The 22,712-nt window shown below is 54.8% G+C and carries 23 protein-coding genes; 20 read left to right on the top strand and 3 right to left on the bottom strand.

Annotation, left to right across the window (positions count from 1 at the left end):
* Positions 1-15: 15 nt before the first annotated feature.
* The 3 genes from GT3570_RS12210 to GT3570_RS12200 all read left to right on the top strand — a co-directional run bounded on the left by GT3570_RS12210 (position 16) and on the right by GT3570_RS12200 (position 3,485).
* Positions 16-639 (top strand): helix-hairpin-helix domain-containing protein, encoded by a 624-nt coding sequence (locus tag GT3570_RS12210; protein WP_062898826.1) that lies wholly within the window; start codon positions 16-18, stop codon positions 637-639.
* 129 nt (positions 640-768) lie between these two features.
* Positions 769-1,239, top strand: coding sequence for a ComE operon protein 2 (locus tag GT3570_RS12205; RefSeq protein ID WP_020755680.1), 471 nt, complete (start codon positions 769-771; stop codon positions 1,237-1,239).
* Positions 1,236-3,485, top strand: coding sequence for a DNA internalization-related competence protein ComEC/Rec2 (locus tag GT3570_RS12200; protein ID WP_062898825.1), 2,250 nt, complete (start codon positions 1,236-1,238; stop codon positions 3,483-3,485). Before GT3570_RS12205 ends, GT3570_RS12200 begins: the two co-directional genes overlap by 4 nt.
* Positions 3,486-3,555: 70 nt before the next feature.
* Here the strand turns inward: GT3570_RS12200 and GT3570_RS18080 are convergent, their stop codons facing one another.
* Positions 3,556-3,690: a YqzM family protein gene (locus GT3570_RS18080; protein WP_011231993.1), complete on the bottom strand. Its 135-nt coding sequence runs from the start codon at positions 3,688-3,690 to the stop codon at positions 3,556-3,558.
* A gap of 284 nt (positions 3,691-3,974) precedes the next feature.
* Here GT3570_RS18080 and holA point away from each other — a divergent pair, with 284 nt between their 5' ends.
* Positions 3,975-5,021, top strand: coding sequence for a DNA polymerase III subunit delta (gene holA, locus GT3570_RS12195; protein WP_062898824.1), 1,047 nt, complete (start codon positions 3,975-3,977; stop codon positions 5,019-5,021).
* Between the two features lie 72 nt (positions 5,022-5,093).
* On the opposite strand, the gene rpsT is transcribed toward holA, so the two are convergent.
* On the bottom strand, positions 5,094-5,363 hold the full coding sequence (gene rpsT / locus GT3570_RS12190; protein ID WP_011231991.1) for a 30S ribosomal protein S20: 270 nt from the start codon (positions 5,361-5,363) through the stop codon (positions 5,094-5,096).
* A gap of 183 nt (positions 5,364-5,546) precedes the next feature.
* Between rpsT and gpr the strand changes: the two genes are divergently transcribed.
* The 13 genes from gpr (at position 5,547) to deoC (ending at position 20,547) form a co-directional block, all read left to right on the top strand.
* Positions 5,547-6,665 (top strand): GPR endopeptidase, encoded by a 1,119-nt coding sequence (gpr, locus tag GT3570_RS12185; protein WP_011231990.1) that lies wholly within the window; start codon positions 5,547-5,549, stop codon positions 6,663-6,665.
* A 74-nt stretch (positions 6,666-6,739) separates the two neighbouring features.
* Positions 6,740-7,939 (top strand): stage II sporulation protein P, encoded by a 1,200-nt coding sequence (gene spoIIP, locus GT3570_RS12180; RefSeq protein WP_011231989.1) that lies wholly within the window; start codon positions 6,740-6,742, stop codon positions 7,937-7,939.
* 12 nt (positions 7,940-7,951) lie between these two features.
* Complete coding sequence (locus tag GT3570_RS12175) at positions 7,952-8,290, top strand: YqxA family protein (RefSeq protein ID WP_011231988.1); 339 nt, start codon at positions 7,952-7,954, stop codon at positions 8,288-8,290.
* A 257-nt stretch (positions 8,291-8,547) separates the two neighbouring features.
* On the top strand, positions 8,548-10,377 hold the full coding sequence (gene lepA, locus GT3570_RS12170) for a translation elongation factor 4 (RefSeq protein WP_011231987.1): 1,830 nt from the start codon (positions 8,548-8,550) through the stop codon (positions 10,375-10,377).
* Between the two features lie 74 nt (positions 10,378-10,451).
* Positions 10,452-11,591: a radical SAM family heme chaperone HemW gene (hemW, locus tag GT3570_RS12165; protein ID WP_062898823.1), complete on the top strand. Its 1,140-nt coding sequence runs from the start codon at positions 10,452-10,454 to the stop codon at positions 11,589-11,591.
* Between the two features lie 83 nt (positions 11,592-11,674).
* Complete coding sequence (hrcA, locus tag GT3570_RS12160; protein ID WP_014196378.1) at positions 11,675-12,709, top strand: heat-inducible transcriptional repressor HrcA; 1,035 nt, start codon at positions 11,675-11,677, stop codon at positions 12,707-12,709.
* A gap of 98 nt (positions 12,710-12,807) precedes the next feature.
* On the top strand, positions 12,808-13,449 hold the full coding sequence (gene grpE / locus GT3570_RS12155; RefSeq protein ID WP_013524168.1) for a nucleotide exchange factor GrpE: 642 nt from the start codon (positions 12,808-12,810) through the stop codon (positions 13,447-13,449).
* 23 nt (positions 13,450-13,472) lie between these two features.
* Entirely contained in the window at positions 13,473-15,296 is a 1,824-nt protein-coding gene (gene dnaK, locus GT3570_RS12150) for a molecular chaperone DnaK (RefSeq protein WP_013144701.1), read from the top strand.
* Between the two features lie 129 nt (positions 15,297-15,425).
* The gene (gene dnaJ / locus GT3570_RS12145) at positions 15,426-16,574 is read left to right on the top strand and encodes a molecular chaperone DnaJ (protein WP_011231982.1); all 1,149 of its coding nucleotides are present in this window, start codon (positions 15,426-15,428) and stop codon (positions 16,572-16,574) included.
* 5 nt (positions 16,575-16,579) lie between these two features.
* On the top strand, positions 16,580-17,518 hold the full coding sequence (gene prmA, locus GT3570_RS12140) for a 50S ribosomal protein L11 methyltransferase (RefSeq protein ID WP_062898822.1): 939 nt from the start codon (positions 16,580-16,582) through the stop codon (positions 17,516-17,518).
* A 17-nt stretch (positions 17,519-17,535) separates the two neighbouring features.
* Positions 17,536-18,312: a 16S rRNA (uracil(1498)-N(3))-methyltransferase gene (locus tag GT3570_RS12135; protein ID WP_042381110.1), complete on the top strand. Its 777-nt coding sequence runs from the start codon at positions 17,536-17,538 to the stop codon at positions 18,310-18,312.
* A 76-nt stretch (positions 18,313-18,388) separates the two neighbouring features.
* Complete coding sequence (gene mtaB / locus GT3570_RS12130) at positions 18,389-19,738, top strand: tRNA (N(6)-L-threonylcarbamoyladenosine(37)-C(2))-methylthiotransferase MtaB (RefSeq protein WP_011231979.1); 1,350 nt, start codon at positions 18,389-18,391, stop codon at positions 19,736-19,738.
* Between the two features lie 137 nt (positions 19,739-19,875).
* Positions 19,876-20,547 (top strand): deoxyribose-phosphate aldolase, encoded by a 672-nt coding sequence (gene deoC / locus GT3570_RS12125; RefSeq protein WP_047758083.1) that lies wholly within the window; start codon positions 19,876-19,878, stop codon positions 20,545-20,547.
* On the opposite strand, the gene GT3570_RS12120 is transcribed toward deoC, so the two are convergent.
* Complete coding sequence (locus GT3570_RS12120) at positions 20,544-21,479, bottom strand: Na/Pi symporter (RefSeq protein ID WP_023634651.1); 936 nt, start codon at positions 21,477-21,479, stop codon at positions 20,544-20,546. The genes deoC and GT3570_RS12120 overlap by 4 nt on opposite strands.
* A 184-nt stretch (positions 21,480-21,663) precedes the next feature.
* On the opposite strand from GT3570_RS12120, the gene rpsU reads away from it, so the two are divergent.
* The 3 genes from rpsU to yqfC all read left to right on the top strand — a co-directional run bounded on the left by rpsU (position 21,664) and on the right by yqfC (position 22,699).
* Positions 21,664-21,837, top strand: coding sequence for a 30S ribosomal protein S21 (rpsU, locus tag GT3570_RS12115; RefSeq protein ID WP_008879912.1), 174 nt, complete (start codon positions 21,664-21,666; stop codon positions 21,835-21,837).
* A gap of 29 nt (positions 21,838-21,866) precedes the next feature.
* Positions 21,867-22,313 carry a GatB/YqeY domain-containing protein gene (locus GT3570_RS12110; protein ID WP_011231976.1) on the top strand — a complete coding sequence of 149 codons (447 nt, stop codon included), beginning with the start codon at positions 21,867-21,869 and terminating at the stop codon, positions 22,311-22,313.
* Between the two features lie 101 nt (positions 22,314-22,414).
* Complete coding sequence (gene yqfC, locus GT3570_RS12105; protein ID WP_013144709.1) at positions 22,415-22,699, top strand: sporulation protein YqfC; 285 nt, start codon at positions 22,415-22,417, stop codon at positions 22,697-22,699.
* The last annotated feature ends 13 nt before the right edge of the window (positions 22,700-22,712 follow it).

Below are 22,712 nucleotides of genomic sequence, written 5' to 3'. Positions count from 1 at the left end.
AAAGGATGGGATCGTATGTGGGAGCATGTGCAGGAGCTTGGCAAACGGTATGGGAAAGTAGGGATGTTCTTGTTGTTTGCTGCGGCGGCGGGGTTATGGGTGTTTCGTCATCCGACGGATGAAAAGGGGCAAGTCGTCTTGCCGGCGGCGGCTGAAACGGATGCCGCCCGGCCGGAAGAAAAAAAGGACGAGGCGCCCAAAACCGCTGTGGTGGATGTGAAAGGGGCGGTCGCGAAGCCAGGAGTGTACGAAGTGGCGGCGGACGCCCGCGTTCGCGATGTTATCGCCCTAGCCGGCGGATTGACGGACGAGGCGGATGAAACGAAAATCAATCTGGCGGCAAAAGTGCGCGATGAGATGATGATTTACGTGCCGAAAAAAGGCGAGGCCGCACCAGCGTCAGATGCCGTCGGCAAGTCTCCAAGCGATGGAGCTCGGGACGGGCCGCAAGTGGCGGTCAATACGGCGACGGAAGAGGAGTTGATGCAGCTTCCCGGCATCGGACCGGCGAAGGCAAAAGCGATCATCGCCTATCGCGAAGAACACGGGCCGTTCCAGCGGGTGGAAGATTTGTTGAATGTAACCGGAATTGGCGAAAAAACGCTGGAGAAATTGAAACCGTATTTGCTTGTGCCGTAAACGAGGCGGGGGAGCGCAATGCTTCTCGTTTATGGGCGGATCAGGGCTGCTGCGGACGTTTTTCGGCGTTGACGGGGGCAGGCGGCGGCGGGTAGACTAAAAGTATGGAAACGAGCGGAGGGACGTAGAATGGAACGCATCACATGGGATCAATACTTTATGGCGCAAAGCCATCTGTTGGCGCTGCGCAGCACGTGCACAAGGCTCGCCGTCGGGGCGACGATTGTGCGCGATAAGCGCATCATCGCCGGCGGGTACAACGGCTCGATCGCCGGGGGCGCCCATTGCACCGATGAAGGGTGCTACGTTATTGACGGCCATTGTGTACGGACGATCCATGCGGAAATGAATGCCATTTTGCAATGCGCCAAGTTCGGCGTCCCGACCGAGGGGGCCGAGATGTATGTCACCCATTTTCCGTGCTTGCATTGTTGCAAGGCGATCATTCAAAGCGGCATTCGCGCTGTCTATTACGCCCAAGACTACAAAAACCACCCGTACGCCTTGGAGCTGTTTGCTCAAGCTGGCGTCCGGCTTGTGCAAGTGCCGCTGAAAACGGATGTGTTTGCCTTTCTTGCCAGCGGCGGAGGTGAAGCATGAAAGGACAAGCCGTCTATCCCGCCGCGGCGGCGCTTTTGGCCGTCGCGGCGGCCTCGCCGTCCCAAACCGCCTGTCTTCTCCTCGTTGTGTATCTCCTTCTTCTTTTCATCCGCCGGCCGCACTGTTTCCTTCCTGCTCTCGTTGCAGCTCTCTTCTTTTTTGTCTATTTTCTCATCGTTGACCATCATAACAAAACTTCCCTTTCCGGCGGCCGTCATTCGCTTTCCGTTCGTTTTTCCGCCGCGCCGGCGATCGACGGCGATCGATTGCAGGCGGCGGTGCAAGCTGGCAAGGAGCGGGTGCAGCTCCGTTACATCATTCGGACGGCTGCGGAAAAAGAAGCGCTGCGTGCGCACCTCATGCCTGGGGTCGTGTGCCGGCTAAAGGGAACGCTCGAGCGCCCCATGCCAGCTGGCAATCCGTATGCGTTTGATTACCGCCGTTATTTGCGCCGCCACCGCATTCATTGGCTCTTTCTCCCTGAGGCGATCGATCTTTCTGCTTGCGTGCGCGTCCGTCCCGCCATCATCGAACGGCTTGAAGCCATTCGCGAGGCTGGCGTCCGCCGCATTGAAGCCCGGTTTCCGCCGGAAGCGGCCGGCATCGCCGCTGCGCTCATTTATGGCGAACGCCGCTCGTTGGACGAGGAAGTGATTAGCGGTTACCAGCAGCTCGGGATCATCCATTTGTTGGCCATTTCCGGCGGCCATGTCACCCTGCTTGTCAGTGCTGCGTTGGCCGCTGCCATTCGGTTTGTGACGCGCGAAGCGGCCGTGCTTGCTTTGCTCGTTTTCTTGCCTATGTATGCGGTGCTCGCCGGCGCTTCGCCGTCGGTGCTGCGCGCTTGTGCGACCGGGATGATTGTGTTGGCCATCCAGTGGAAAAAAGGAAGGATCCATCCGCTGGATGCGTTGAGTTGGACAGCGCTTGCCCTGCTCGTCTTTGACCCCTATATGGTTTGGGATGTCGGTTTTCAACTATCGTTTCTTGTCACGTTTGCCCTTCTCGCCCATGTATCGGTGCTCGCCTCTGCTCGTTCGATGCTCCAAAACTTGTTTCAGACCGCGCTCGCCGCTCAGCTTGCCGCGCTGCCGGTTTTGCTTTACCATTTTTATGAAGTTTCTGTTTGGAGCGTAGGACTCAATGTCTTCTTTGTCCCTTGGTATTCATTTGTCATCTTGCCACTCGCTTTTCTATCCGCAGTTTTTCCCTTTTCTCCGCTCATTTGGCTGTTTAGCCGTCTCATTGAGCTGACGGATGCGGTTGTCCATTTTTTCTCGGTCGATTACTCGTTTATGCTTGTGCTCGGCCGTCCGGGGCCGTGGTGCTTAGCTGGTTATCTGACAGCCATCGCGGCGGCGTTTTTGGATTGGGAACGCGGCCGCCTGATCCGCGGATTGACAGCGGTGGCGGCGGCGACGGCGCTGCATATGGCTTCTCCGTATATGAATCCAAAGGGAGAAGTAACGATATTGGATGTTGGACAAGGAGACTGCATTTATATTGAGCTTCCGCATCGCAAAGCAGTCTATCTCATTGACACGGGCGGGACGCCGGAATGGGCGCGCGAACCGTGGCGCAAGCGGTCGCGTCCGTTTTCTGTCGGCCGCGACGTTGTCGTGCCGTTTTTAAAAGCCCAAGGGGTGAGGACGCTTGATCAGCTGATTTTGACGCACGATGATGCCGACCATATCGGGTCTGCTCCCGAGGTGATGGCAGCCGTGCGCGTTAAGAAGATTGTCACAAGCCCAGGAGCGCTGCCGGCCGTCAAGGCGATGGCGCGCCCGTTTTCCGTGCCGGTGGCCGCCAGCGTGCGGGGGGATCGGTGGAAGGTGGGGGATGCCGCGTTTTCCGTATTGCACCCGGAGGCGGGAAACAATGAGGATAATAACGGCTCGCTTGTATTGCTCGCCCGCCTCGGCCGCTTGACATGGCTGTTTGCTGCGGATATCGAGGAAGAGGCGGAACAGGCGCTCATCCGCGCTTATCCAGAGCTGCGCGCCGATGTATTGAAAGTCGCCCACCACGGCAGCAAAACGTCGACAACAGAGCCGTTTTTGCGGACGGTCAAGCCGCGAGCGGCCATCATTTCCGTCGGCCGCTACAATCGCTACGGGCATCCGTCCCCCGAGGTGCTTATGCGGCTTCGGCAACAACGGGCGATCATTTGGCGGACGGATGAAAACGGGGCCATTTGCTATGTGTATGACGAAAACGGTGGAACCTTTCAGGGGATGAAACCATAAGATGTAGTGCACAAAAAAACGGAACGTTTCAGCCAAAACAAAAAATAAGGATTGCTTATGTAAGCAATCCTTATCGACCGAAAAATTCGATCAATGTGGCGATGATGAACATGGTAGCGAAAAAGCCGAACGACACGATGAATCCGACGGCGGAATCGACGGCGTCATTTCGTTGGCTTTGCACTTCCTTTTCAAATACGTTCATCGTTTTCCCCCTCCTCGTTCAATCATTTTTAGTATAGACGAAAACGCGTGAAAAATCTACCGCCGCTCGCTTCTTTTCCTTCCTTGACAACAGTTGACACAAATACTTTCAAACAGCCGGGAAAACATAAAAATAACCCGCTGGCCAATAAGGTCCTAGGACTTATAGGCTGGCGTTTATATAAAGGGGAACCGGTTTTTTCGGCAGCCGGTTCCCTTGTAAAATGACGAAAAACGGTGTATCTTTTCTAGCAGAGACGTTTGCTAGGGAATGGAGACGGGAACATGTTGGAACGCGTATGGGGAAACATTGAAAAACGGCGTTTTTCTCCTCTTTATTTATTATACGGCAATGAGCCGTTTTTATTAATGGAAACGTATGAGCGATTGGTGAACGCAGCGCTTGGCCCGGAGGAGCGGGAGTGGAACTTGGCTGTGTACGACTGCGAGGAAACGCCGATCGAGGCGGCGCTTGAGGAGGCCGAGACGGCGCCGTTTTTCGGCGAGCGGCGTGTCATTCTCATCAAGCATCCATATTTTTTTACGTCTGAAAAAGAGAAGGAGATCGAACATGATTTGGCGAAGCTGGAGGCGTACTTGAAGGCGCCGTCGCCGTTTTCGATCGTCGTCTTTTTCGCGCCGTACGAGAAGCTTGATGAGCGAAAAAAAATTACGAAGCTCGCCAAAGAGCAAAGCGAAGTCGTCATCGCCGCCCCGCTCGCCGAAGCGGAGCTGCGTGCCTGGGTGCGGCGCCGCATCGAGAGCCAAGGGGCGCAAGCAAGCGACGAGGCGATTGATGTCCTGTTGCGGCGGGCCGGGACGCAGCTTTCCGCCTTGGCGAATGAAATCGATAAATTGGCCCTGTTTGCCGGATCGGGCGGAACCATCGAGGCGGCGGCGGTTGAGCGGCTTGTCGCCCGCACGCCGGAAGAAAACGTATTTGTGCTTGTCGAGCAAGTGGCGAAGCGCGACATTCCAGCAGCGTTGCAGACGTTTTATGATCTGCTTGAAAACAATGAAGAGCCGATCAAAATTTTGGCGCTGCTCGCCGCCCATTTCCGCTTGCTTTCGCAAGTGAAATGGCTTGCCTCCTTAGGCTACGGGCAGGCGCAAATTGCTGCGGCGCTCAAGGTGCACCCGTTCCGCGTCAAGCTCGCTCTTGCTCAAGCGGCCCACTTCGCTGACGGAGAGCTTGCTGAGGCGATCAACGAGCTCGCTGACGCCGATTACGAGGTGAAAAGCGGAGCGGTCGATCGCCGGTTGGCCGTTGAGCTGCTTCTGATGCGGTGGGGCACCCGCCCGGCGCAAGCGGGGCGTCACGGCCGGCGGTGAAGCGATCGCCCGGCCGTTTGCCGTGAACATAAAGAAAAACAAAAAAACGACCTGGCGCCAGGTCGTTTTTGATTAGGAAGCTTGGATGCTGTTCAATTTTTTCGCTAAGCGCGATTTTTGCCGGCTGGCGGCGTTTTTATGGATAAGGCCTTTGCTTGCAGCTTTGTCTAATTTTTTCGACGCAATAATGAATGCCTCGCGCGCTTTTTCCACGTCTTTCAATTCAACAAGCGCTTCAAATTTTTTGATCGCCGTACGCATGGCCGATTTCATCGAGGCGTTGTGAGCCCGGCGCTTTTCGCTCGTTTTCGCGCGTTTGATCGCTGATTTGATGTTAGCCACGTTCGTTCACCTCCGTTACCATTCCTACTTTCTGTTGTGAACAACAGGAAGAACAAGTGTTATTCTATCAAACGTGTTTGGATTATGCAAGAGTGTTCAAGCGAAAATCCTTTACGAAACATGAATGACCGGGCCTGATTGCGGCGACAATAAAAGAAAACGGCAGAAATGGGGAGGAACGACATGGAACAGCCGCTCGATTTACGCCAGTACTCGGTGCGCACGGATTTAGCGATCGAAGCGCATGAGATCGCACTCGAGGAGCGCTTGCAGCAAAAACAAGAAAGCGCCGCGCCGATTGAGGGGGTCATCATTCATGACGAGGAGATCAACGGCGTCAAGCTGTCGCATGTGCATGTCACGGAACAAGGAGCGGCCTCGATCGGCAAAAAGCCAGGCCACTACGTGACGATTGAAGCGCAAGGCATCCGCGAACAAAACACCGAGCTGCAGCAAAACGTGCAGCGCATTTTTTCCGAGCAGCTCAGCGCCTTTTTCAAGCGGCTCCGCATTCCCGATCAAGCGAGCTGCTTGATCGTCGGGCTCGGCAACCAAAACGTCACCCCGGACGCGCTCGGGCCGCTCACGGTGGAAAACGTGCTTGTCACCCGTCATTTGTTCCAGCTGCAGCCGGAAAGCGTCGAGGAAGGCTTCCGGCCGGTGAGCGCCCTTGCTCCGGGGGTGATGGGGACGACCGGGATTGAAACAAGCGACATTATCGACGGCGTCGTCCGGAAAACAAAGCCGGATTTTGTCATTGTGATTGACGCCTTGGCTGCCCGCTCGATCGAACGGGTCAACGCGACGATTCAAATTTCTGACACCGGCATCCATCCTGGCTCCGGGGTCGGCAACAAGCGGAAAGAGTTAAGCTATGAAACGCTTGGCATTCCGGTCATTTCGATCGGCGTTCCGACGGTTGTCGATGCGGTCTCCATCACGAGCGACACGATCGATTTCATTTTGAAGCACTTCGGCCGCGAAATGCGCGAAGGGAAACGGCCGTCAAGCGCGCTCGCTCCGGCGGGCTGGACGTTTGGGCGCAAACGAAAATTGACGGAACAAGACATGCCGTCGCCGCAAGAACGGTCGACGTTTCTTGGCATGGTCGGCACGCTTGGCGATGAAGAAAAGCGGCGTCTCATCTATGAAGTGCTCGCCCCGCTCGGGCATAATTTGATGGTGACTCCAAAAGAGATCGATTCGTTTATCGGCGATATGGCCAACTTATTAGCCGGCGGCTTGAATGCGGCGCTGCATCGGCAAGTCGACCAAGGCAATGTCGGCTCCTACACCCATTAAACAAAAAACAGTTCTATCTTTTCCCGCTTGGCCATACGTTAAACTGAGGAGACAAGCCGGGAAAGGGTGGGAATATGAAACGATGGCGCTCCCCAAACGTCATGATCGCGATTCCAGGAGCCAGCATAAAGAAACTGTTGATGCTCATCATCCTTGGCTGCATGATGATGTTTATGCTTGTCGGAGCGCTCACATCGCTGCGGCCGGAATACCGTCCGTCGTCATCATCGCTGAACGATATGGCGGCCCATTTTCCGGAAGAGACGTTCATTCGTCTGTTCGCCTTGGAAAATCGATATTTTGCGCAGCTGCTGCCGAAAGATCGGCGGCAGACGAATTACTCATCGCTATTGTTCCGCCTGGCGACGAGCATCAATCCCGATGACCCGCGCAGCCTGCTTGGCAGCGAGCTGCCGGGCTTTGCCCTTTATGACAGCAAAATTCTCATCGCTGGTGAAGGAACGGATTATACGAACATGCCATACGAATCAGCGCCGCCGCTTGAGGCGATGCTTGCGGAACGGCAAGCCTCGGTCGATGAACTCGAACAAGCAAACAAGAACGAAGATGAAAAACCGGTTCCCCCGCCATCGCAGACGACCGGAGGGAAAAAAGTGGTCTACATTTACAATACCCATACGCATGAGTCGTTTTTGCCGGCGCTCAAAGGGGTCACTGACCCGGATTTGGCGTTTCACCCGACGGTCAACATCACAAAAGTGGGGGAAAAGTTAGCGGAAGAACTGGAAAAGCGCGGCATCGGGGCTGAAGTGAGCAAAATCGACATTGTCAGCGAATTGTTAAAGAAAGGGATGAAATACTCCCAATCGTATGATATGTCCCGCCAAACAGTGGTCGCAGCAATGAAGCAAAATCGTGACTTGCACTACTTCATCGATATCCATCGCGATTCGCGGCGGCGGAAATATACGACGGCTACGATCAACGGCGTTGATTATGCGCGTGTCGCATTCATTATTGGCGGAGAAAACGCGACATACGAGAAAAACTTGCAGCTGGCTACCGCGTTGCATCAGTTGCTGCAAAAGAAATATCCAGGGTTGAGCCGCGGGGTGATCGAGAAAAAAGGAGCCGGGACGAACGGCAAGTTTAATCAAGATTTATCGGAAAACGCGATTTTAATTGAAGTCGGCGGTGTTGACAATACGTTTACGGAGTTGTTTCGTTCCGTGTCGGCGCTCGCTGACGTATTCAGCGACTATTATTGGCAGGCGGAAAAAGTCGAAGCGCCGGCTCCGGCGGAGAAAAAGTAAAGGAGCGTCACTATGGCACGATGGTTCATCCGCTTTACTCTAGCGATCTTTCTTCTTTTTTTCGGCGTGTTGTTTGGCATGCAAGAGGCGCATCGCGGCATGGAACGGATGCGCGGTTATGCCGATCCGTCGTTTCCATCCGTCATCGATATGAAAAAAAGGGAAAATGGTGAGGTGGAAGCGGCGGTGTTTGGCCGGCCGGTCGTTGCTGGAGATTTAGGAGAAAAGCAAGAAACGATTCGCGAGCTGAAAACGTTCAACTTGTTCTCTAGGCTCGGCCAACTTTTTGCCGATGCCGTCACCGCGCTCATGGAAATGCTGTTTTCGCTCGTCGGCCGGGTGTTGGACTAGCCCGTTCATGTGCGGACGAAACAGGAACGTGCCGTCACAATGGCGGCTTTTTCTTTTGGACGCCGTCCGCCGGCTGGAGCACAAAGTGCTGCGCTTTCCATATTGTCGATTGTTTTCTTGGCGCGGCTCTGGCCGTTTCGCGTCTTTCCGGAAAGCCCGAACGGCGGCTTGGCTTTTCGTTCATCATTGAATCTTCTTCGCGCTGTTGCTATAATCAAAGCTAGTGTAGTTTTGCGAAGAAGCAGGAGTGAGAGACGATGAACCGGGAAGAACGGTTGAAACGGCAGGAACGGATCCGCAATTTTTCGATTATTGCTCACATTGACCACGGAAAATCGACGCTGGCGGACCGCATTTTGGAAAAGACGGGGGCGCTGTCGGAGCGTGAATTGCGCGAGCAGACGCTCGATACGATGGAGCTTGAGCGCGAGCGCGGCATCACGATTAAATTGAATGCGGTTCAGTTGACATATAAAGCGAAAAATGGCGAAGAGTATATTTTCCATTTGATCGACACGCCGGGCCACGTCGACTTTACGTACGAAGTGTCGCGCAGCTTGGCCGCTTGCGAAGGGGCGATTTTGGTCGTCGATGCGGCGCAAGGCATTGAAGCGCAGACGCTCGCCAACGTGTATTTGGCGATCGACAACAATTTAGAAATTTTGCCGGTCATTAACAAAATCGATTTGCCAAGCGCTGAACCGGAGCGGGTGCGTCAAGAAATTGAGGATGTCATCGGTTTGGACGCCTCTGACGCGGTGCTTGCTTCGGCCAAAGTCGGCATCGGCATCGAAGAAATTTTGGAAAAAATCGTCGAAAAAATTCCGGCTCCCTCGGGTGATCCGGATGCGCCGCTGAAGGCGCTCATTTTTGATTCCCTTTATGACCCGTACCGCGGCGTCGTCGCCTATGTCCGCGTCGTCGACGGAACGGTGAAGCCAGGGCAGCGCATTAAAATGATGTCGACCGGCAAGGAGTTTGAAGTGACGGAAGTCGGCGTGTTCACGCCGAAGCAAAAAGTCGTCGACGAATTGACGGTCGGTGATGTCGGCTATTTGACCGCCTCGATTAAAAACGTGAAAGATACGCGCGTCGGCGATACGATCACCGATGCCGAACGGCCGGCAGCTGAACCGCTCCCGGGCTATCGGAAGCTCAATCCGATGGTGTTTTGCGGGATGTATCCGATCGATACGGCGCGCTACAACGATTTGCGCGAGGCGCTCGAGAAGCTGCAATTGAACGATGCGGCGCTCCACTTTGAGCCGGAAACGTCGCAGGCGCTTGGGTTCGGCTTCCGCTGTGGATTTCTCGGCTTGCTTCATATGGAAATCATCCAAGAGCGGCTCGAGCGCGAATTTCATATCGATTTGATCACGACCGCGCCGAGCGTCGTTTACAAGGTGCATTTGACCGACGGAACGGAAGTTGACGTCGACAACCCGACGAACATGCCCGACCCGCAAAAAATCGACCGCATTGAAGAACCGTATGTGAAAGCGACGATCATGGTGCCAAACGACTATGTCGGTCCGGTGATGGAGCTGTGTCAAGGAAAGCGCGGCACGTTTGTCGATATGCAATATTTGGATGAAAAGCGCGTCATGCTTATTTACGATATTCCGCTCTCCGAGATCGTCTACGACTTTTTCGACGCTTTAAAGTCGAACACAAAAGGGTACGCGTCATTCGACTACGAATTGATCGGCTACCGGCCGTCCAATCTCGTCAAGATGGATATTTTGCTAAACGGCGAAAAAATCGATGCCTTATCGTTTATCGTTCACCGCGACTCTGCGTACGAGCGCGGCAAAGCGATCGTTGAAAAGCTGAAAGATTTGATTCCACGCCAGCAATTTGAAGTGCCGGTGCAGGCGGCGATCGGCAACAAGGTCATCGCCCGTTCGACAATCAAAGCGTTGCGCAAAAACGTGCTCGCAAAATGTTACGGCGGCGACGTGTCGCGGAAGCGGAAGCTGCTTGAGAAGCAAAAAGAAGGAAAGAAGCGGATGAAACAAATCGGGTCGGTCGAAGTGCCGCAAGAAGCGTTTATGGCCGTCTTGAAAATCGACGACCAGAAAAAATAACGAGCAAGGCTGTCTCCGTTGGGGATAGCCTTGTTTGTTTCCTGCGGCGCCGCCGGCTGAAAGGAGGAGGACCGATGGCCGTTTCAGCGTATTTTCATATTCCATTTTGCGCCCATATTTGCCATTATTGCGATTTTAACAAAGTATTCGCCGCCGGCCAGCCGATTGACGACTATTTGCGGGCGATGGACAAAGAAATGGTGTGGACGGCGGCGGAATTTGGCAGCCAACTCAAGACGCTGTTTATCGGCGGCGGCACGCCGACGGTGCTTGAGCCGGCGCAGCTCGGCTGTTTGCTTGCGAGCATCCACCGCCATTTTCAGTTTGACCCGCAAACGGCCGAATTTACCGTCGAAGCCAACCCGGACGGCTTGACGAAAGAAAAGCTCGCTATTTTGCGCGATGCCGGAGTGAATCGGCTGAGCCTGGGGGTGCAGACATTTGACGATCAGCTTCTGCAAACGATCGGCCGCACGCACCGGCGAGGCGACGTCATACGGGCTGTAGCGTTGGCCAGAGAAGTCGGGTTTCAGAACATCAGCATTGATGTAATGTACGGTTTGCCGGGGCAGACGCTTGAGCAGTTTACGGCCGATTTAGAAGCGGCGTTTTCGCTTCATGTGCCGCATCTTTCTGCTTATTCCCTCATTTTGGAGCCAAGGACGATTTTTTATAACGAATGGCGGAAAGGGCGGCTCCGTCTACCGGGCGAAGAGATGGAAGCCGAGATGTACGAAGCAGCGATGGAGCAGATGGCTGCCGCTGGCTATCGGCAATACGAAATCAGCAACTATGCTTTGCCGGGATTTGAAAGCCGGCACAACTTGACGTACTGGAACAACGAGGAGTACTACGGCATCGGCGCTGGGGCGCACAGCTATATCCACGGGGTGCGGCGGGCGAATATCGGTCCCATCCGGCATTACATCAGCGCGATCGAACGCGGCCAATGGCCGCACCGCGACGTGCGCCGCTTGACCACTCGCGAGCAGATGGAAGAGGAAATGTTTTTAGGGCTGCGCAAAACGGAAGGGGTGTCCAAAGCCTGCTTTCGGCAAAAGTTCGGCCGCGACCTCCACGACATATTTGGCGCGGCGATCCGCCGGGAAATCGAAAACGGACGCCTCGAGGAAACGGAGACTCACATCCGCTTGACCAAACGAGGCAAGCTGCTCGGCAATGAAGTGTTTGCCGCGTTCCTCGGCGAAATGTAAACATTGACATTTGCCGGGCGATTTGCTACCCTAGTAGTAGATTTAGCACTCGAATTGTTCGAGTGCTAACAGAGGTGAGACACGTGCTAACGGACCGCCAACTGCTGATTTTGCAGGTGATTATCGACGATTTCATTCGTTCTGGGCAGCCGGTCGGTTCGCGGACGTTATCGAAAAAGCATCAAATCGCGTTCAGCTCGGCGACGATCCGCAATGAGATGGCGGATTTGGAGGAGCTCGGCTATATTGAAAAAACGCACATTTCTTCCGGCCGTGTGCCGTCGGAAAAAGGGTACCGCTACTACGTCGACCATTTGCTGCCGCCGCAGCGGCTGACAAGGGCGGACATTCAAAAAATCCGCTCCGTGTTTGCCGAGCGCATCTATGAGCTGGAAAAACTGATGCAAAAGTCGGCGCAAATTTTATCCGAGCTGACGAACTATACATCCATCGCGCTCGGGCCGACGTTTAAAGAAAGCAAACTGAAGCGGATGCAAATCGTTCCGCTCAACGAACAGACAGCCGTCGCCATCGTCGTGACGGACACCGGCCATGTTGAAAACCGGGTCGTGACGATTCCGTCATCGATGGACGCAGGCGACCTCGAAAAAATGGTCAACATTTTCAACGAGCGGTTGAACGGCGTTCCGCTCATTGATTTGAAAGAAAAAATGGAGACGGAAGTGGCCGACGTATTGCGCCGGCACATCCGCAACTACGACAGCGTGCTCAATACGCTCATTGAGACGCTCGATGCCCCTGAAGAAGAAAAAGTGTTTTTCGCCGGCAAGGCGAATATGCTCAACCAGCCGGAGTTCAGCGACATCCAAAAAGTGCGCCCGCTTCTGGACATCATTGAGCAGGAAAAAGACATTTATCGCCTGCTCCGCAAGCAAACCCAAAAAGGAGTGCGGGTTTCGATCGGGCATGAAAACGAACTGCGCGGCATGGAAAACTGCAGCTTGATTACAGCGACGTATTCGGTCGGCGATGAGCCGCTCGGGGCGATCGCGATTCTTGGTCCAACGCGCATGGAATACTCGCGCGTCATCACTGTCTTAAACCGTGTCGCTTCCGATTTGTCGGCCGCGCTCGCGAAATGGTATCAAAGTCAATAAGAATGGCCATATTGGATAACGGATGGATCGCGCATCCATCCTTTCCTTGTGGCCATTGATACATAAAAGGGAAGAGCCCCGGCAGGGAGGTGAAAGCGATGGAGCAAGGAGAAAAACAAGTGATGGAACAAGCTACATACGATGAGCCGGAGCGGGAGCAACCGATCGAGGAAGAAGCCGCCCCGCAGCCCGAGGGGGAATCAGGCGGCGTTCCGCTTGAAGAGGCCGGTGGGGAGGAAGCGGCGGAGCCGGCGGAAAAAGCGCCAACGGCCGAGGAGTTGGCGGCGGCCAAGGCGCAGATCGCCGAATTGGAAGCGAAGCTTTCAGAGATGGAACACCGGTATCTCCGCCTGTACGCCGATTTTGAAAACTTCCGCCGCCGGACGCGCCAGGAGATGGAAGCGGCTGAAAAATACCGCGCCCAAAGCTTGGCGAGCGATTTGCTTCCGGTGCTTGACAACTTTGAACGCGCGTTGAAAATAGAGACGGACAACGAACAGGCGAAATCGATTTTGCAAGGGATGGAAATGGTGTACCGGTCGCTTGTTGACGCCTTGAAGAAAGAAGGCGTCGAGGCGATCGAGGCGGTCGGAAAGCCGTTTGACCCTTATTTGCACCAAGCCGTCATGCAGGCGGAAGCGGAAGGCTATGAGCCGAACACGGTTGTTGAGGAGCTGCAAAAAGGTTATAAGCTGAAAGACCGCGTGCTGCGGCCCGCCATGGTCAAAGTAAGCCAATAAACGGAAACGGAGGGTGATCAGTGATGAGCAAAATTATCGGCATCGACTTAGGAACGACGAACTCTTGCGTCGCCGTGTTAGAAGGCGGCGAAGTGAAAGTCATTCCGAATCCGGAAGGAAACCGCACGACCCCGTCGGTCGTCGCGTTTAAAAACGGCGAACGCCTAGTCGGCGAAGTCGCCAAACGGCAAGCGATCACGAACCCGAACACGATCATCTCGATCAAGCGCCATATGGGGACGGATTACAAAGTCGAAATCGAAGGGAAGCAATATACGCCGCAAGAAATTTCGGCGATCATTTTGCAATACTTGAAGTCGTACGCCGAAGACTATTTGGGCGAGCCGGTGACGCGTGCGGTCATCACGGTGCCGGCGTATTTCAACGACGCCCAGCGCCAAGCGACGAAAGACGCCGGTCGCATCGCCGGCCTCGAAGTCGAGCGCATCATCAACGAGCCGACGGCCGCGGCGCTTGCTTACGGCCTTGATAAAGAAGAAGACCAAACGATTCTCGTCTATGACTTAGGCGGCGGGACGTTTGACGTCTCGATTTTGGAGCTTGGCGACGGCGTGTTTGAAGTGAAGGCGACGGCCGGCGACAACCATTTAGGCGGCGACGACTTCGACCAAGTGATCATCGATTATTTGGTCAATCAGTTCAAGCAAGAGCACGGCATCGATTTGTCGAAAGACAAAATGGCGCTCCAACGCTTGAAAGATGCCGCGGAAAAAGCGAAAAAAGAGCTGTCCGGCGTCACGCAGACACAAATTTCGCTTCCGTTTATCAGCGCCAATGAAAACGGTCCGCTCCATTTGGAAATGACGTTGACAAGAGCGAAATTTGAAGAGTTGTCCGCCCACCTCGTCGAGCGGACGATGGGGCCGGTCCGCCAGGCGCTTCAAGACGCCGGCTTGACGCCAGCCGATATTGATAAAGTCATTTTGGTCGGCGGTTCGACGCGCATTCCAGCTGTCCAAGAAGCGATCAAGCGCGAGCTTGGCAAAGAGCCGCACAAAGGCGTCAACCCGGACGAAGTCGTTGCCATCGGTGCGGCGATCCAGGGCGGGGTGATCGCTGGCGAAGTGAAAGATGTCGTCCTGCTTGACGTGACCCCGCTTTCGCTTGGCATTGAAACGATGGGCGGCGTATTTACGAAACTGATCGAACGGAACACGACGATCCCGACAAGTAAATCGCAAGTGTTCACAACGGCGGCTGACAATCAAACGACGGTCGACATTCACGTTTTGCAAGGAGAGCGCCCGATGGCGGCGGACAACAAATCGCTCGGCCGCTTTCAGCTGACCGGCATTCCGCCGGCGCCGCGCGGCGTGCCGCAAATTGAAGTGACGTTTGATATTGACGCCAACGGCATCGTTCACGTGCGCGCCAAAGATTTAGGAACGAACAAAGAGCAGTCGATTACGATCAAATCGTCGTCCGGCCTGTCGGAAGAAGAAATTCAGCGCATGATTAAAGAAGCGGAAGAAAACGCCGAAGCCGACCGGAAGCGGAAAGAAGCCGCCGAGTTGCGCAACGAAGCCGACCAGCTCATTTTCATGACCGACAAAACGATCAAAGAAGTCGAAGGAAAAGTGAGCGCCGATGAGATCAAGAAGGCGCAGGATGCGAAAGAGGCGTTGAAAGCGGCGCTCGAGAAAAACGACATCGACGACATCCGCAAGAAAAAAGACGCGCTGCAAGAAGCGGTGCAGCAGCTGTCGATCAAGCTGTATGAACAAGCGGCGAAACAGGCGCAAAGTGCAGGATCGCAAGGCGGCGCTGCCAATCATAAAGACAACGTGGTGGACGCCGAGTTTGAAGAAGTGAACGACGATAAATAATGCAACCGAAAGTCAAAGTCAGGCCTGCCTTGGCTTTGACTTTTTTTCTAGCATTGACATATTGCCTTGCCGCAGAGGGAAATGATAAAATTAAATTTATGTGAGTGAATCGGGAGTGGATGATCAACGATGGCGAAGCGCGATTATTACGAGATTCTCGGCGTCAGCAAAAACGCGACGAAAGACGAGATCAAAAAAGCGTATCGAAAGCTTTCGAAGCAGTATCATCCAGATGTGAACAAAGCCCCGGACGCCGCGGAGAAGTTTAAGGAAATTAAAGAGGCGTACGAAGTGTTAAGCGATGATGAAAAGCGGGCCCGCTACGACCGCTTTGGCCATGCCGACCCGAACGAAACGTTTGGCGGCGGCGGATTCCAAGGCGGAGGGTTTGATTTCGGCGGCTTTAGCGGCTTTGGCGGTTTTGAAGATATTTTTGAAACGTTTTTCGGCGCCGGTCCGCGCAGGCGGGCGAGCGGTCCGCGCAAAGGCGCGGATGTCGAGTATATGATGACGCTTACGTTTGAAGAAGCGGCGTTCGGAAAAGAAACGGAAATTGAAATTCCGCGGGAAGAGACGTGCGACACGTGCCAGGGCAGCGGAGCGAAACCGGGCACAAGCCCGACGTCTTGTCCGCATTGCCACGGCAGCGGGCAAGTGACAAGCGAACAAGCGACGCCATTTGGCCGCATCGTCAACCGCCGGACATGCCCCGTCTGCGGTGGCACGGGCCGGTACATTCCGGAGAAATGCCCAACGTGCGGCGGCACGGGACGCGTCAAACGGCGGAAAAAAATTCACGTCAAAATTCCAGCCGGCGTCGACGACGGCCAGCAGCTGCGCGTCGCCGGCCAAGGGGAGCCAGGGGTCAATGGCGGGCCCCCGGGCGATTTGTACATCATCTTCCGAGTCGAACCACATGAGTTTTTCAAACGCGACGGCGACGATATTTATTGCGAAGTGCCGTTGTCGTTCGCCCAGGCCGCGCTCGGCGATGAGATCGAAGTGCCGACGCTCCATGGCCATGTGAAGCTGAAAATCCCGGCCGGCACGCAAACGGGCACGCGCTTCCGCTTGAAGGGAAAAGGGGTGCCGAACGTACGGGGCTACGGCCAAGGCGATCAGCACGTCATTGTCCGCGTTGTGACGCCGACGAAGCTGACCGAAAAGCAAAAGCAGCTGCTGCGCGAGTTTGAACGGCTCGGCGGAGACACGATGCACGACGGGCCGCACGGCCGTTTTTTTGAGAAAGTCAAAAAGGCGTTTAAAGGAGAAGCGTAAGCGCGATGAAATGGTCAGAAATCAGCATTCATACGACGCATGAGGCGGTCGAGGCGATTTCGAACATTTTGCATGAAGCGGGCGCCGGCGGCGTCGTCATCGAAGACCCATACGATTTGGTCAAAGAACGGGACGACTGGTACAGCGAGATCGTCGAGCTCAACCCGGACGACTATCCGGAAGAAGGGGTGATCATTAAGGCATATTTGCCGGTCAACAGTTTTCTTGGCGAAACGGTCGAACAAATTAAGCAGGCGATTAACAATTTATGGCTGTATGATATCGACCTTGGCAAAAATAAAATTACATTGAGCGAAGTAAACGAAGAGGAATGGGCAACGGCGTGGAAAAAGCATTATCACCCGGTGAAAGTGTCCGAAAAGTTTACGATCGTGCCGACGTGGGAAACGTACGAGCCGGCGTCTAGTGATGAGCTGATCATCGAAATGGATCCGGGCATGGCGTTTGGGACTGGCACGCACCCGACAACGGTCATGTGTCTGCAGGCGCTCGAAAAGTATGTGCGCCCCGGCGATCATGTCATTGACGTCGGCACCGGCTCCGGCATTTTAAGCATCGCCGCAGCGATGCTTGGCGCTCAGTCGGTGCGGGCGCTCGATTTGGACCCGGTGGCGGTCGACAGCGCGCGGCTGAACGTGAAGCTCAATAAGGTGCAGCATGTCGTAACGGTCTCACAAAACAATTTGCTCGACCATATCGAGGAACCGGCTGATGTGATCGTCGCCAATATTTTAGCGGAAATCATTTTGCGCTTTACTGGTGACGCCTACCGGTTGTTAAAGCCAGGCGGCCGCTTCATCACGTCTGGCATCATTCAGGCGAAAAAGCAGGACGTCAAAGACGGGTTGCTTGCCGCCGGCTTTGCCATTGAGGAAATCAACGTGATGGAAGACTGGGTGGCGGTTGTCGCCCTGAAACCGTAAGCAAAGAAGGGATGGCTGTGCAGCGCTATTTCGTTTCCGGCCAGGCGCAACAAGGCGGGATCGTCGCGATCAGCGGCGATGATGCCCATCATATCGCCCGCGTCATGCGCATGAAGCCGGGGGACGGGATCATTTGCGTCTTTCCAGACGGGCGCACGGCGGTGTGTGAAATTGAACAAATTGCCAATGAGCATGTGCAAGCCCGTATTGTACAATGGAAAGAGGAGCGAAGCGAGCTGCCGGTGCGCATCTACATCGCCCAAGGGCTGCCGAAAGGCGAAAAGTGGGAGCTCGTCATCCAAAAAGGAACAGAGCTCGGCGCCGCCGGCTTTCTTCCGTTCGAAGCCGCCCGGTCGGTCGTGAAATGGGACGCGAAAAAGGCGGAGAAAAAAGTCGAGCGATGGAAAAAAATCGCGAAAGAAGCGGCTGAGCAGGCTGAACGAACGGTGGTGCCGGACGTGCGGGCGCCGCTTTCGTTTGTCGAGCTCCTCTCCTTTGGCCAAACGGTCGATGTTCGGCTGTTTGCCTACGAAAAAGAGGCGCGAAACGCCCGGCATGCCGCGCTTCCGGCGCTTCTTTCCCGCCTCCGTCCGGGCGGCGCGTTGCTGGCTGTTTTCGGGCCAGAAGGCGGGTTCAGTCCGGAAGAAGCAGAACAGCTTCGGCAGCACGGCTTTTCGCCGTGCAGCCTTGGGCCGCGCATTTTGCGGACCGAAACAGCTCCGCTCTATTTGCTTTCCGCCGCCTCTTATGAATGGGAGCTGCGCGCGCCGAACGGCGAAGCGGAGCGCGCTTAGTGAGCAACATTGGCTGTTTCTTATAAAAGTTCGGTCCCGCTGATCCCTAAGCGGGGGGCAGAGTGAGGTGAACAAGATGCCGACAGTGGCTTTTCATACACTAGGCTGCAAAGTCAATCATTACGAAACCGAAGCGATTTGGCAGCTGTTTAAAAAAGCCGGCTACGAGCGAAAAGAGTTTGAAAGCCGTGCGGATGTGTATGTGATCAACACGTGCACGGTGACGAACACCGGCGATAAAAAGAGCCGTCAAGTCATCCGTCGTGCGGTGCGCCGCAATCCGGACGCCGTCGTCTGCGTGACCGGCTGCTATGCGCAAACATCGCCGGCTGAGGTCATGGCCATTCCGGGCGTTGATATTGTCATCGGCACGCAAGACCGGCATAAAATTTTGGATTACATCGAGCAATTCCAGCGCGAGCGCCAGCCGATCAACGCTGTTCACAACATTATGAAAACGCGCGTTTTTGAGGAGATGGATGTGCCGGAATTCACTGATCGGACGCGGGCGTCGCTTAAGATCCAAGAAGGGTGCAACAACTTCTGCACGTTTTGCATCATCCCGTGGGCGCGCGGCTTAATGCGCTCGCGCGATCCGCAGGAAATCATTCGCCAGGCGCGCCAGCTCGTCGCCGCCGGCTATAAAGAAATCGTTCTGACCGGCATTCATACAGGCGGCTATGGCACCGATCTGAAAGACTATAACTTTGCGTCCTTGTTGCGCGATTTGGACGAGCAAGTGCCGGGGCTGAAGCGGCTCCGCATTTCGTCGATTGAGGCGAGCCAAATCACCGATGAAGTGATTGATGTGCTGAAGCGGTCGGAGAAAATCGTCCGCCATTTGCACATTCCGCTCCAGTCTGGGTCGAATACGGTGCTCAAGCGGATGCGCCGCAAATATACGGTGGAATTTTACGCGGAGCGGCTCGCCCGGCTGCGCGAAGTGTTTCCAGAGCTGGCGGTGACTTCTGACGTCATCGTCGGCTTCCCAGGCGAGACGGAAGACGAATTTATGGAGACGTACAACTTTATTCGTGAACAACGGTTTTCCGAACTGCATGTCTTTCCTTATTCGAAGCGGACCGGCACGCCGGCGGCGCGCATGCCGAACCAAATCGATGAAGAAACGAAGCATGACCGCGTCCGCCGCTTGATCGCTCTGTCCGACCAATTGGCGAAAGAGTACGCCTCCCGGTTTGAAGGGCAAGTGCTCGAAGTCATTCCGGAAGAGCGCGACAAAGAGCGGCCGGATTTGTACGTCGGCTATACAGACAACTATTTGAAAGTCCGCTTCCCGGCAACCGAGGAAATGGTCGGTGAACTTGTCAAAGTGAAGATTACGAAAGCCGGCTATCCGTACAATGAAGGAGAGTTCGTCCGCGTTGTGCCGGATGAAATGGCCCGTTCGGTCAAATGGAGCTCATAACCCAGCCTAGTTGCTGGGTTTTTTCTGTCTTTTTCCGGAGACAATACGGATGGCTAGTTTTTGTCGAGGGAGCATGGTATGATGGTAGACGTCAGACTTTCCATCTTGACGGAAATGGCAGAAAGGGGTTTCTCCGAATGACGATGAATATCGCGAAAATGATCGATCATACGCTGCTCAAACCGGAAGCGACAGAACAACAAATCGTGCAACTGTGCACGGAAGCAAAGCAATACGGCTTTGCTGCCGTGTGCGTCAACCCAACGTGGGTGAAAACGGCGGCGCGCGAGCTTTCCGGCACGGATGTCCGCGTCTGCACGGTCATCGGCTTTCCACTTGGGGCAACGACGCCGGAAACAAAGGCGTTTGAAACAACGAACGCCATCGAAAACGGCGCTCGCGAAGTCGACATGGTGATCAACATCGGCGCGTTAAAAAGCGGGCAAGACGAGCTTGTCGAGCGCGACATTCGTGCGGTTGTCGAAGCGGCGGCTGGCAGGGCGCTTGTCAAAGTGATCGTTGAAACGGCGCTTTTGACCGATGAGGAAAAAGTGCGCGCCTGCCAGCTCGCAGTGAAAGCCGGCGCTGATTATGTGAAAACGTCGACCGGGTTTTCCGGCGGAGGTGCGACGGTGGAGGATGTGGCGCTGATGCGGAAAACGGTCGGCGACAGAGCAGGCGTCAAAGCATCAGGCGGCGTCCGTGACTGGAAAACCGCTGAGGCGATGATCAACGCCGGCGCGACGCGCATCGGCACAAGCTCTGGGGTGGCGATCGTCACCGGCGGGACGGGCCGCGCTGACTACTAAGCCCGGTTTCGGTCATGCAAAAACAGAATGACCTTTTCGATGGCGCCGACAAATGGAAGAGCAGCCACTGAGCAAATGACGTTGAACAAGACGCTCACATGAGCGAGCTGCACATCAGGCGCTGGGCTGAGCCTGGCGGCAAAACTGGCGAGCGGCTCGGTCCAAAAGGCGAACAAAGCGGCACCGACGACGTTCAGCCATAGATGGGTGTAGGCGGTCAGCTGGGCCTCTTTGCTGGAGCCGATCGAAGCCAAAAGCCCGGTGATGCACGTACCGATGTTGGCGCCAAGCAACAGAGCAATCGCCGCGGACAGCGTCAACAGCTGTTCGTTTAAAAATCCCATGGCGATGCCGATCGTTGCCGCGCTCGAATGAACGAGAGCGGTGAGGACGATGCCGACAAGAAGGCCGACAGCGACGGATCGGTTCGTTTCTTTAAGCCATGCATCAACGAACGGATAGGCGGCAAGCGGTTTAGCGAGGCTGCCAAAGCCGTCCATGGCAAACAGCACAGCGGCGAGGCCGACAGTGGTCATGCCGATGCCGAGAACAAGGCGATGGCGGCCGAAAAAAACAAGCAGCGCGCCGCTGACAAGAAGTGGGATGGCGCCATCGCCGATATCAAGCGTCATCAGCTCGGTCGTGACCGTCGAGCCGATGTTGCTGCCTAAAATGATGCCGATCGATTGGCGGAACGACAAGTAGCCGGCGGCGACAAGGCCGACCGTCATCACCATCACCGCTGAGCTGCTTTGCAGGAGAGCGGTCGTCGCCAAACCGGCGGCAAATCCTTGCAGCGGCGTGGCGGTAAAGCGCATGAGCCACCGTTTTAACCGATGGCCGGACAACGTGTAAAGCCCAGCTTTCATCATAAACATGCCAAGAAGAAACAAAGCGGTGTAAATGGCAAACAGCATCAGAAACGACCCCATGGGCGACTCCCCTTTCACCCTATATGTATGGGCCTTGTCCGCGGGTGATGACCGTTTTTTCAGCGCGGGGAAGAGGCGGCCAGCAGGCCGCCGCTGCTTTTTTTTATTGACCTTTTCTGTCAGCATGTATTATAATTGACAAGTACAATATGCAATGGTTGTTGTTCGGAGGGAGGGAAGCAGGATGTCCAAAACGATCGTTCGCAAAAATGAGTCGATCGACGACGCTCTTCGTCGCTTCAAGCGTGCCGTTTCGAAAACGGGCACTTTGCAAGAAGTGAGAAAGCGCGAATTTTATGAAAAGCCAAGCGTCAGACGGAAGAAAAAATCTGAGGCGGCTAGAAAGCGCAAGCACTAAGAGCATGCATTAAAGAGGGTGTATAATCGGTGAGTCTTCTCGATCGTTTGAATGACGATATGAAGCAGGCGATGAAAAACAAGGAGAAAGAAAAACTGTCTGTTCTCCGGATGCTGAAAGCGGCGCTGCAAAACGAAGCGATCAAGCTCGGCAAAAGCCCGCTCTCGGAAGACGAAGAGCTGACGGTTCTTTCTCGCGAACTGAAACAGCGTAAAGACTCCCTCCAAGAATTTGAAAACGCTGGCCGTTCAGATCTTGTCGAAAAAGTGAAAACCGAAATTGAAATTGTTCAATCGTATATGCCAACGCCGCTGACAGAGGACGAGCTGCGCGAATTGATCGAGCAGACGATCAAGGAAGTCGGCGCCTCTTCGAAAGCGGATATGGGAAAAGTGATGGGCGCGATCATGCCGAAAGTGAAAGGAAGAGCGGATGGTTCGCTCGTCAACAAACTTGTCCAACAACAGCTGTCATAAATGCAATGGGCCTTGCCGGCAGGCAGGCCCGTTGTTTTTGAAAAGCGGTGCTAGAACCCCCTTTTGTCTCATACATATGAGATGAAAGGGGGTTCTTTTTGATGGTGAAAAAATGGCGCCAGCAGATGAAGCGGTGGATGGCGGAAAAGCTTGAACTTCCCGCCGACATTATGATGGATCTGCCCCGCATTACGATGGTTGGGCACATACATATTTACATTGAAAACCACCGCGGGCTGCTCGCGTTCAGCGATAAAGAGCTCCGCCTTTTGCTGCGGAACGGACAGCTCGTTGTCCGCGGCGAACAGTTTGTGATTAAAACGATTTTGCCGGAAGAAATTTTGTTGGAAGGAAAAATCAGCCAAGTCGTTTATATAGATGAATAGCGAGGAGGAACGG

This window comes from Geobacillus thermoleovorans (assembly GCF_001610955.1).
Lineage (GTDB): Bacteria > Bacillota > Bacilli > Bacillales > Anoxybacillaceae > Geobacillus > Geobacillus thermoleovorans.
Note: the sequence above shows the minus strand (reverse complement) of the source record. Positions and strands in the feature narration are given on the sequence as shown.

What these genes read in the sequence shown, in the direction of transcription:
- dnaK (WP_013144701.1), top strand. Translation starts at nt 13,473, where the DNA reads ATGAGCAAAATTATCGGCATCGACTTAGGAACGACGAACTCTTGCGTC.
- yqfC (WP_013144709.1), top strand. Translation starts at nt 22,415, where the DNA reads ATGGTGAAAAAATGGCGCCAGCAGATGAAGCGGTGGATGGCGGAAAAG.
- GT3570_RS12175 (WP_011231988.1), top strand. Translation starts at nt 7,952, where the DNA reads ATGGCACGATGGTTCATCCGCTTTACTCTAGCGATCTTTCTTCTTTTT.
- grpE (WP_013524168.1), top strand. Translation starts at nt 12,808, where the DNA reads ATGGAGCAAGGAGAAAAACAAGTGATGGAACAAGCTACATACGATGAG.
- GT3570_RS18080 (WP_011231993.1), bottom strand. Translation starts at nt 3,690, where the DNA reads ATGAACGTATTTGAAAAGGAAGTGCAAAGCCAACGAAATGACGCCGTC.
- spoIIP (WP_011231989.1), top strand. Translation starts at nt 6,740, where the DNA reads ATGAAACGATGGCGCTCCCCAAACGTCATGATCGCGATTCCAGGAGCC.
- GT3570_RS12200 (WP_062898825.1), top strand. Translation starts at nt 1,236, where the DNA reads ATGAAAGGACAAGCCGTCTATCCCGCCGCGGCGGCGCTTTTGGCCGTC.
- dnaJ (WP_011231982.1), top strand. Translation starts at nt 15,426, where the DNA reads ATGGCGAAGCGCGATTATTACGAGATTCTCGGCGTCAGCAAAAACGCG.
- mtaB (WP_011231979.1), top strand. Translation starts at nt 18,389, where the DNA reads ATGCCGACAGTGGCTTTTCATACACTAGGCTGCAAAGTCAATCATTAC.
- GT3570_RS12205 (WP_020755680.1), top strand. Translation starts at nt 769, where the DNA reads ATGGAACGCATCACATGGGATCAATACTTTATGGCGCAAAGCCATCTG.
- lepA (WP_011231987.1), top strand. Translation starts at nt 8,548, where the DNA reads ATGAACCGGGAAGAACGGTTGAAACGGCAGGAACGGATCCGCAATTTT.
- rpsU (WP_008879912.1), top strand. Translation starts at nt 21,664, where the DNA reads ATGTCCAAAACGATCGTTCGCAAAAATGAGTCGATCGACGACGCTCTT.
- GT3570_RS12120 (WP_023634651.1), bottom strand. Translation starts at nt 21,479, where the DNA reads ATGGGGTCGTTTCTGATGCTGTTTGCCATTTACACCGCTTTGTTTCTT.
- holA (WP_062898824.1), top strand. Translation starts at nt 3,975, where the DNA reads ATGTTGGAACGCGTATGGGGAAACATTGAAAAACGGCGTTTTTCTCCT.
- deoC (WP_047758083.1), top strand. Translation starts at nt 19,876, where the DNA reads ATGACGATGAATATCGCGAAAATGATCGATCATACGCTGCTCAAACCG.
- prmA (WP_062898822.1), top strand. Translation starts at nt 16,580, where the DNA reads ATGAAATGGTCAGAAATCAGCATTCATACGACGCATGAGGCGGTCGAG.
- hemW (WP_062898823.1), top strand. Translation starts at nt 10,452, where the DNA reads ATGGCCGTTTCAGCGTATTTTCATATTCCATTTTGCGCCCATATTTGC.
- gpr (WP_011231990.1), top strand. Translation starts at nt 5,547, where the DNA reads ATGGAACAGCCGCTCGATTTACGCCAGTACTCGGTGCGCACGGATTTA.
- GT3570_RS12210 (WP_062898826.1), top strand. Translation starts at nt 16, where the DNA reads ATGTGGGAGCATGTGCAGGAGCTTGGCAAACGGTATGGGAAAGTAGGG.